The sequence below is a fragment of the Flavobacterium ammonificans genome, assembly GCF_020886115.1.
GTDB classification, from domain to species: Bacteria; Bacteroidota; Bacteroidia; order Flavobacteriales; family Flavobacteriaceae; genus Flavobacterium; species Flavobacterium ammonificans.
This window is the reverse complement of sequence record NZ_AP025185.1, coordinates 2400184-2409408: the sequence shown is the minus strand read 5'-3', so window position 1 is coordinate 2409408 and position 9225 is coordinate 2400184. Positions and strand designations below refer to the sequence as shown.

The 9225-nt window shown below is 34.7% G+C and carries 10 protein-coding genes; 6 read left to right on the top strand and 4 right to left on the bottom strand.

Annotation, left to right across the window (positions count from 1 at the left end):
* Positions 1 to 88: 88 nt before the first annotated feature.
* Complete coding sequence (locus LPC20_RS10725) at positions 89 to 490, top strand: acyl-CoA thioesterase (RefSeq protein WP_229325258.1); 402 nt, start codon at positions 89 to 91, stop codon at positions 488 to 490.
* Between the two features lie 23 nt (positions 491 to 513).
* Here the strand turns inward: LPC20_RS10725 and LPC20_RS10720 are convergent, their stop codons facing one another.
* Genes LPC20_RS10720 through ribD form a run of 3 tightly spaced genes read right to left on the bottom strand, consistent with a single transcriptional unit; the run spans position 514 to position 2794 of the window.
* A complete protein-coding gene (locus LPC20_RS10720; RefSeq protein WP_229325256.1) occupies positions 514 to 1140 on the bottom strand; it encodes an IMPACT family protein in 627 nt (208 codons plus the stop codon).
* Positions 1141 to 1155: 15 nt separating this feature from the next.
* Positions 1156 to 1758 (bottom strand): HAD family hydrolase, encoded by a 603-nt coding sequence (locus LPC20_RS10715; RefSeq protein ID WP_229325254.1) that lies wholly within the window; start codon positions 1756 to 1758, stop codon positions 1156 to 1158.
* Positions 1751 to 2794: a bifunctional diaminohydroxyphosphoribosylaminopyrimidine deaminase/5-amino-6-(5-phosphoribosylamino)uracil reductase RibD gene (gene ribD, locus LPC20_RS10710; protein WP_229325252.1), complete on the bottom strand. Its 1044-nt coding sequence runs from the start codon at positions 2792 to 2794 to the stop codon at positions 1751 to 1753. The genes LPC20_RS10715 and ribD overlap by 8 nt, the downstream gene beginning before the upstream one ends.
* 102 nt (positions 2795 to 2896) lie before the next feature.
* Here ribD and LPC20_RS10705 point away from each other — a divergent pair, with 102 nt between their 5' ends.
* Entirely contained in the window at positions 2897 to 3382 is a 486-nt protein-coding gene (locus LPC20_RS10705; RefSeq protein ID WP_229325250.1) for a GNAT family N-acetyltransferase, read from the top strand.
* Between the two features lie 21 nt (positions 3383 to 3403).
* Positions 3404 to 4282: a peptide chain release factor N(5)-glutamine methyltransferase gene (gene prmC, locus LPC20_RS10700; RefSeq protein WP_229325247.1), complete on the top strand. Its 879-nt coding sequence runs from the start codon at positions 3404 to 3406 to the stop codon at positions 4280 to 4282.
* A gap of 46 nt (positions 4283 to 4328) precedes the next feature.
* On the opposite strand, the gene LPC20_RS10695 is transcribed toward prmC, so the two are convergent.
* Entirely contained in the window at positions 4329 to 5570 is a 1242-nt protein-coding gene (locus LPC20_RS10695; RefSeq protein WP_229325245.1) for an ABC transporter permease, read from the bottom strand.
* Between the two features lie 182 nt (positions 5571 to 5752).
* On the opposite strand from LPC20_RS10695, the gene hisS reads away from it, so the two are divergent.
* From hisS to dnaJ, 3 genes are all read left to right on the top strand, one after another.
* Entirely contained in the window at positions 5753 to 7123 is a 1371-nt protein-coding gene (gene hisS, locus LPC20_RS10690; protein ID WP_229325243.1) for a histidine--tRNA ligase, read from the top strand.
* Between the two features lie 308 nt (positions 7124 to 7431).
* Entirely contained in the window at positions 7432 to 8010 is a 579-nt protein-coding gene (locus LPC20_RS10685) for a nucleotide exchange factor GrpE (protein ID WP_229325241.1), read from the top strand.
* A 23-nt stretch (positions 8011 to 8033) separates the two neighbouring features.
* Positions 8034 to 9149, top strand: a complete 1116-nt coding sequence (gene dnaJ, locus LPC20_RS10680; RefSeq protein ID WP_229325240.1) for a molecular chaperone DnaJ — start codon at positions 8034 to 8036, stop codon at positions 9147 to 9149.
* The last annotated feature ends 76 nt before the right edge of the window (positions 9150 to 9225 follow it).

The following is a 9225-nucleotide window of genomic DNA, read 5'->3' as shown; positions in this document are numbered from 1 at the left end:
CTTTAAAAAAAAATTATTCAATAGATTTTTTTGTAAAAATATTGTTGTATAGGGCTTTTTAGAATCAATAAAAATTAAATAATAAATAATGAAAGATCATCAAATTCAAGTACGTGTTCGTTACTCTGAAACAGACCAAATGGGCGTAGTATATCATGGAAATTATATTCCTTATTTCGAGATGGGTCGAGTGGAATGGCTTAGAAATAAGGGAGTTTCGTATAAAAAAATGGAAGAAGAAGGAATTGCACTTCCAATTGTTTCTATGAATATTAATTATAAAAAGTCAGCGCGATACGATGAGTTACTCACTGTTCATACAGCTTTCAAAAGCCAGTCTTCTGTTAAGATAGAATTTGATTGTAAGATATATAATGAATTGAATGAGTTATTAACAACTGCCGAATTTATTTTGGTTTTTGTGTCCCTTAAAACAGGTCGTCCAATTGCTCCTCCAGATTATATTTTAGATCTTCTAAAAGATATGTAATAAATCGTAGATTTTTTGCTTTTTTATAAGCGTTTAATATCGATTTCAAATAATTTATCAAAAATGTCGAAAATCATTTCGGCATTTTTTTTTCGAGTTTTGATTTCTATTTTTCCAATTGCAATTCCAGTATCTTCGATTTCCATCGTTTGATTTATGATGTCTAGCTTTTTTTCTTTGATTACACGCATCACTTTATTCATGTTTTTGTAGTCAAACGAAATCAAAAAATGAATATCGATGGTTTTTTCAATAATTTCGGCATCTTCTAAAACCAATTGTGCCGTGGTTTTGTATGCGGTTATTAAGCCGCCAACTCCTAATTTCATTCCGCCAAAGATTCGAACAACAACTAAAAGCACATTGGTCAAGCCAAAAGATTGAATTTGTCCATAAATGGGAGCTCCTGCAGTATTGCTAGGTTCTCCATCATCATTAGCTCTGTAACTTATTTTTTCGGTGCCAATTTGGTACGCATAACAATAATGTACTGCATGCGGATGTTGTTTTCGTAAAATGTCAATTAGCGGTTTTACTTCTTCTTCAGACTCAATTGGATAGGCATAGCCAAAGAATTTACTGCTCTTTTCTTTGAATAGAACTTCATCAGTAGCCTGTGCAATCGTAGTATAAGTGTCTTTGATTTCCAATTGGTAAACTGTAGTCTAAATTATGTTTTTTTCCAAAAGTTCAATTACATCTTCTTGACCTACTTGAAGATTCCAAACGTTTAGGCCTAAAGCTTTAGCAGCATCAGTATTGTCTTTTTTATCATCTACAAATAAAGTGTGTTTTGGTAATAGTTCGTGTTGACGAATCAGTGTAGTGTAGATTTCGGTATCGGGTTTTCGCATTCCCATTTCATAAGAAAAATACACTTTTTCAAAACATTGGTAAAATGCACCGTAAAATGAAGCACCTTCTCTTTGTTCAAAATGATTAATATGTATTGAATCGGTGTTACTCAACAAAAAGAGGCGGTATTTATGAGATAATAGTTGTAAAAATTCCAATCGATGTAATGGAAAATCCAACAAAACAGCATTCCAAGCAGCTAAAATTTCCTCAATCGAGGCGTTAGGGATATGTTTTTGAATTCCAAGCAAAAAGTTCTCTTTTGAAATTTGCCCTTTTTCAAAAGATATATTCAATTGGTCTAAATCTTCGTTCCAAGAAGTTAAACCCAAACGTTGTAAACCATCAATAGTGGCTTGTTTGTCCAAATTGATGAAAATATCTCCAAAATCAAAAATAATAGTATCAATCATAATTTCTAATTATTAGTAATTCATCGGTTCCTATTTTTTCTTTTTTTGACGGGGCCGTATTTAATATAGGTGCTTTTATTCCGTTGCCAAATTGACTTTTTCCAATAAAAACACGTGCTTCATCCCAAAGATTGGCATCTATAAAAGTCTGCAATGTTTGAGCGCCTCCTTCAATAATTATCGATTGAATTTGGTGTTGGTACAATCGTTCCAGAATTTGTTGCGCTATATTTTGTTGAAAATCAATTGATTCGTAGATGATATTCTCAGAAGCTAGCATCACATTATATTTAGAAAACACGATAGTTTTTAATTGATTGTCAAATACGTGTGCAGTTTTTGGAACGCGATTATTTTGGTCAATTACTACTCGGATAGGGTTGTTGCCTTCCCAATCTCTTGTGTTTAATTGAGGGTTGTCATCTATCACGGTTTGTGTTCCTACTAAAATAGCTTGTTCCTCGGCACGCCATTTATGCACTAATTGTCTAGAATAGGAATTAGTTATCCAAACGGGTTTTTGTTCTTTTTTTTCTAAAGGAGCAATAAAGCCGTCTTGGGTTTGCGCCCACTTCAATATAATATATGGTCTTTTCTTTTCGTGAAACGTAAAAAAGCGTTGGTTGAGTTCGTGACATTCTTTTTCCAAAATCCCAACAATGACATTTGCTCCAGCTTCTTTCAATCGTTTAATGCCATTTCCAGCTACCTTTATATTAGAATCGACTGTGCCAATAACAACATTCGGAATTTTATTTTCAATAATCAAATCGCAACACGGAGGCGTTTTTCCAAAATGACTGCAAGGTTCTAAACTTACATAGATAGTTGCTTTGTCTAATACTGATGGGTCTTTTACAGAACGTATGGCGTTGACTTCGGCATGAGCTTCGCCTGCTTTTCGGTGCCACCCTTCGCCAATGATTTGACCATCATATACAATCACACTCCCCACCATCGGATTGGGATAGGTAGTTCCAAAACCGTTTTTGGCGAGTTCGATGCAACGAGCAATAAAGTATTCGTGATTGTTCATAATACAAAAGTACTACTTTTTAGCTTTTCTATTTATGAGGTAAGTTTCGAAAATTGTAATAAACAATAGTTACTTTTGCCTTTCAAATTAGCTTTTATACAAATGGAGAATTGGCTTATCAGGAAAATCGAAAAAAAAGACAATGCGGCAGTAGCTGAATTAATACGTGCAGTTTTTGACGAATTGAATATTCCCAAAGTAGGAACTGCTTACGAAGATCCTTATTTGGATTTGATGTACGAAGAATACAATAAACCTAGATCTGTATATTATGTTGTAGAACATGACGGAAAAATTAAGGGTGTTGCCGGAATTGCTCCTCTGGAAAATGAAGCGCCAAGCATTTGCGAATTGCAAAAAATGTATTTTTTACCAGAGACTCGTGGGAAAGGAATTGGAAGCGAAATGATGGCGATTTGTTTGCAATCAGCTAGGGAGTTTGGTTTCGAAAAGTGTTATTTGGAAACCATGCCGTTCATGCATGCAGCACAAAAATTATATAAAAAATCAGGTTTTGAATACCTAGATGCGCCAATGGGCTGCACTGGACATACGAGTTGTCCGGTTTGGATGTTGCAAGATTTGTAAAACTACTTTGATTCTTAAAACATGACTATTAAACACTACCGAGACCAATTTATTCAAGAACTGACTCCACTATATGATGCAGGAGAGGCGGAGAGTTTTTTCTATCTCATTTTAGAAGCTAAACATCAACTAAAGCGGGTGGATTTGGCTTTGCAACCTGATTTAGTTTTTTCGAAAGCAGAATTGGAAACATGGAATTTGATTTTGGAACAACTAAAAAAAGAAATTCCGGTACAATATCTATTAGGCACTACTCATTTTTACGGATTAGAATTTGAAGTCAATTCCAATGTTTTGATTCCGAGACCTGAAACGGAAGAGCTGGTGGATTGGATAATTCAATCCCGAAATTTCGGGACAAAGTTCAATCCCGAAGTTTCGGGACAAAGTTCAAAGTTCAAAATTCTGGATATCGGAACGGGGAGTGGTTGCATTGCCATTTCGTTAGCTAAGAATTTACCCAATGCGGAAGTATTTGCTTTAGATGTTTCCGACAAAGCTTTGGCTACAGCACAAAAAAATGCCGAATTAAATCAAGTTGCTATTCAGTTCATTCATCAAAGTATTTTAGAAACCGAAGATTTAGTTCAGCAATTTGACCTAATTGTTTCGAATCCGCCTTATGTACGTCATTTGGAAAAACAAGAAATCAAGAAAAATGTTTTGGACAACGAACCTCATTTAGCACTTTTTGTAGAAGATAATGATGCTTTGATTTTTTATAGAAAAATTGCGCAATTAGCAAAGAAAAATCTATGTCCGAATGGTCAATTGTATTTTGAAATCAACCAATATTTAGGTCAAGAAACGTTCGATTTACTTCAAGAGATGGGTTTCAAAGGCACCGTACTTAGAAAAGATATTTACGGTAATGATAGAATGATTCAATGTGCGATTTAAGACGTACGATTTTTCGTAAATCCAACATCGTAAATCGCAAATGGCTTTATTCGTAGCGCAACGCTTCTATTGGATCTAATACCGCTGCTTTAATTGCAGGATATAAGCCTGAAACGATTGCCACAATAAAACTAGTGATGAAGGCTGCCATTATCGCACCCCAAGGAATAACAAAGGTAAAGTCCATGGCAGTTGCAATTCCGAAACCAATTAAGATTCCAAAAACAATTCCGACTAATCCACCTAATTGTCCTATTAATAAGGTTTCTATGAAAAACTGAAATGCAATAGTTGATTTTTTAGCTCCTAAGGCTTTTCGGACACCAATTTCTCTGGTTCTTTCTGTTACCGAAACAATCATAATGTTCATTAAAGCAATGGATGAGCCTAAAACAGTAATTACCCCAATAAGCCAAGAGGCTAATCCAAGGTATTGAGTAATACTCAAGATTCGGTTAATCAAATCGTCGGAACGTACTACACCAAAATTATTGTCTTTTACAGGGCTCAATTTTCGAACACGTCGCATTGTACTGGTGGCATTATCAATAGCTTGTTCTAACAGTTCTTTTTTATTCACCATTACACTCAAACTGTAGTTGATATTAGGTGCTGTAAATAAAGAACGAGCCACTTGAATTGGAATTAAAACTCGTAAATCTTGGCTATTTCCAAAAGTTGATCCTTTCTCTTTCAATACTCCGATAACTTTAAATTTAGCGCCACGAATTGAAATAATTTTATTTATAGGGTTTACATCTTTGAGCAAACCTTTTTCAAAATCAGACCCCACAACACATACATACGTATTGTTATCAATATCAAATCCGTTGAAGTTGCGACCCAAACTAGTTTCTAAACCAGAGTTAGGAATAAAATTTTCATCTACACCAACTACTTTTATTTCAGGATCTGTCTCATTAGCTTCATATTTTACTTCTGCTCTTGATGTAGCAGTAAATGAAAGGGAAGTTTCTGTAAAAGGGTATTTAAATTTGTCTTGAAATGCAACGGCTTCAGGATAGGAAATAATTGGATTGATAATTTCTCGTTCCTCATTTCCTCTGTTTCGAGTTGTATTCTCGTATTGATTGATGTTGAAGGTATTGGCGCCCATAGAAGCAAAATCAGCTGAAAGAGTATTTTCTAGTGCAGCCACTACAGTAAGAATTCCTACCAAGGCTGTAATACCAATAGCAATAATCAATACGGTTAGTATGGTACGCAACAATTGAGTTCGAACTGAACCAATTGCAATCTTAACGTTTTCTTTGAATAAATTTAGCATAGTACCAATTTGTCACGAAAATACAATTTTTGTTACAAGTTTGCTCTAGAAGAGCGGATATTTATTTTAAAAATAAGATATTTGCACTGCATTTCAGTATTTAGAAATTCAAATAATAAATAGCACATCAAATATCGTATATCGTATATCGTACATCATATATTGTAAATCGTAAATTAAAAATGGCATCTAAACCAATTATTCCAAAAGGAACTCGAGATTTTTCACCTACAGAGGTTGCAAAACGTCAGTATATTCTCCAAATGATCAAAAGTAATTTTGAGAAATTTGGTTTTCAACCGATTGAAACCCCTTCTTTTGAAAATTCCGAAACCTTAATGGGAAAATATGGTGAAGAAGGAGATCGCTTGATTTTTAAAATTTTGAATTCAGGAGATTATTTGGCAAAAGCCAATGCAACTCATTTGGAAGCCAAAGACAGTACAAAATTGACTTCAAGTATTTCAGAAAAAGCCTTGCGTTATGATTTGACAGTGCCTTTTGCCCGGTATGTGGTGCAACACCAAAACGAAATTGAATTTCCTTTTAAAAGATACCAAATCCAACCCGTTTGGAGAGCCGATCGTCCTCAAAAAGGCCGCTTCAGAGAATTTTTTCAATGTGATGCCGATGTAGTAGGTTCGACCTCTTTGTGGCAAGAAGTAGAATTAATTCAATTGTATGATGGGGTATTTACTGCTTTAGGTTTGAATGGGGTAACTATTAAAATCAACAATAGAAAAATCCTTTCTGGAATTGCAGAAGTGATTGGTGCTTCGGATAAATTAATCGATTTTACAGTGGCTTTGGATAAGCTGGATAAAATTGGCGAAGAAGGAGTAAAAAAAGAAATGATGGAGAAAGGGATTTTGGAAACGGCTATTGCTAAGGTGCAACCTTTGTTTAGTTTTACGGGAACTTTTTCGGATAAAATCAATCAATTATCCGGTTTATTAGCGGATTCAGTTGAAGGTATGAAAGGGGTAGAAGAATTGCGCTTTATTTGTGATAAAGTATCAGCTCTTGGTTTAGCAACTGCTATTTTAGATTTGGATGTGACTTTGGCAAGAGGATTGAATTATTATACAGGCGCTATTTTTGAGGTGGCAGCACCAGCAGGAGTAGCTATGGGTTCTATCGGTGGTGGTGGTCGTTACGATGATTTGACGGGTATTTTTGGTTTAAAAAATATGAGTGGAGTGGGAATCTCTTTTGGTTTAGACCGTATTTATTTGGTCGTAGAAGAATTGGGATTGTTCCCAACGACAGTTACCGCAACTTCGCAAGCATTGTTTATTAATTATGGCGAAAATGAAGCGTTTTACGCTATGAAAGCGATTAAAGAATTGCGCCAATCGGGAATAAAAGTAGAATTGTATCCAGACAACGCTAAGTTGGCCAAACAATTTCAACACGCTGATAAAAGAAGTATTCCTTTTGCTGTAATGGCCGGAGATCAAGAGATGAATTCGAATACCTATACTTTGAAAAACCTTCAAACGGGAGAACAGAAATCACTCAGTTTAGAGGAACTGAAAAAAGTTTTATCATAAAAAAAAGCTTCGTTTGATGGTAACGAAGCTTTTTCTACAATAAGGTATTACTGAATTAATAATTATTTAGAAACGAACCTTAATTTCAATCTAGGAAGTCAATCCAAAATAGTGAATTGTTTCGAATACAAACTTACTCTAATCGTATACTAAACAGTCTTAAAATTTTATTAAATTTTTTAGGCTACCAAAAAGAGGGTTGATGCTAAATTCCGTATTAATTTTCCATAAATAGTTCTGCCTCAAAGGTGACAATTTGACATTTTTGAAGATTTGGCAGTACTTTTGCAATCCAAAAACAAATAAAAATGAAGTTTAAGAATATTTTTAAAAATACAAGTACTATGACTACTGAAAAAACAGAAATCGATCAAGAAATAGAAGGAACACCAGTGGAAACGCAGGCAAATGAAGAACAAGCAAGTGTCGAAGAATTACCTGTTGAAGAACAATTAGCCTTAGATTTAGCGGCAGAAAAAGATAAATTTTTACGCTTATTTGCTGAATTTGAAAATTACAAAAGAAGAACTTCAAAAGAACGTATTGAGTTGTTTAAAACAGCTAATCAAGAAGTGTTATTGGCAATGCTTCCTATTTTGGATGATTTTGACAGAGCATTGATTGAAATCAGTAAGTCAGGTGATGAGTCTTTGGTGAAAGGGGTAGAATTAATTCACGAAAAATTAAAATCAACTCTAGTTGGTAAAGGATTAGAGGAAGTTGAAGTGAAAGCTGGAGATGCATTTGATGCAGATTTTGCTGAAGCAATTACGCAAATTCCTGCGCCGTCTGACAAAATGAAAGGGAAAATTGTAGATGTTCTAGAGAAAGGATACAAATTAGGAGATAAAATTATCCGTTTCCCAAAAGTTGTTATTGGTAACTAAACCCAGTCATATAATTTAAAAATATGAAAAAAGATTTTTACGAAGTATTAGGTATTTCAAAAGGTGCAGATGCTTCAGAAATAAAAAAAGCGTATAGAAAAGCGGCTATCAAATACCATCCTGACAAAAATCCAGGGGATAAGGAAGCCGAAGAAAACTTCAAATTAGCTGCTGAGGCTTATGAAGTTTTGAGTGATCCTCAAAAGAAAGCCAAGTACGATCAATATGGACATCAAGCATTTGATGGTGCTGGTGGTTATGGCGGTGGTCATGGCGGAATGAATATGGATGACATTTTCAGTCAGTTTGGTGATATTTTTGGAGGCGGATTCGGCGGCGGATTCGGTGGAGGTAGAAGTAGTGGTCCTCGTCGTACTAAGGGAAGCAACTTACGAATCAAAGTCAAATTGACTTTGGAAGAAATTGCCAATGGTGTAGAGAAAAAAGTAAAAGTAAAACGTAAAGTTCAAGCTCAAGGTGTCTCATACAAAACCTGTTCGACTTGTAATGGTCAAGGACAAGTAATGCGTGTAACAAATACAATTTTGGGAAGAATGCAATCCGCATCAACTTGTCCAACTTGTGGAGGTACAGGGCAGTTATTAGATAAGAAACCTGCCAATGCAGATTCACAAGGAATGATTCAGGAAGATGAAACAGTAGCGATTAAAATCCCTGCAGGAGTAGTTGACGGAATGCAATTAAAAGTTTCTAATAAAGGAAACGATGCACCAGGAAATAGTATTCCAGGTGATTTGATTGTTGCTATCGAAGAAATTGAACACGAGTACTTGAAACGTGAAGGCGAAAATTTACATTACGATTTATACATCAGTTTTTCCGAAGCTGTTTTAGGAGTTTCAAAAGATATTGAAGCCGTAAACGGAAAAGTAAGAATTAAATTAGAAGAGGGAATTCAATCAGGTAAAATTCTACGTTTAAAAGGGAAAGGAATTCCAAGTTTGAACGGGTATGGTAATGGTGATTTGTTAGTTCACGTGAATGTTTGGACTCCAAAAACATTGAACAAGGAGCAAAAAGAATTTTTTGAGAAAAACATAGGAGATGAAAATTTTACTCCAAATCCAGAAAAATCAGATAAGTCCTTTTTTGAAAAAGTAAAAGATATGTTTTCTTAGTTTTTTAACAAGAAAATTAAAATATATTTTCCCATCCTTGTTCTAAATAAGGGTGGGTTTTTTATGTAACAAAACC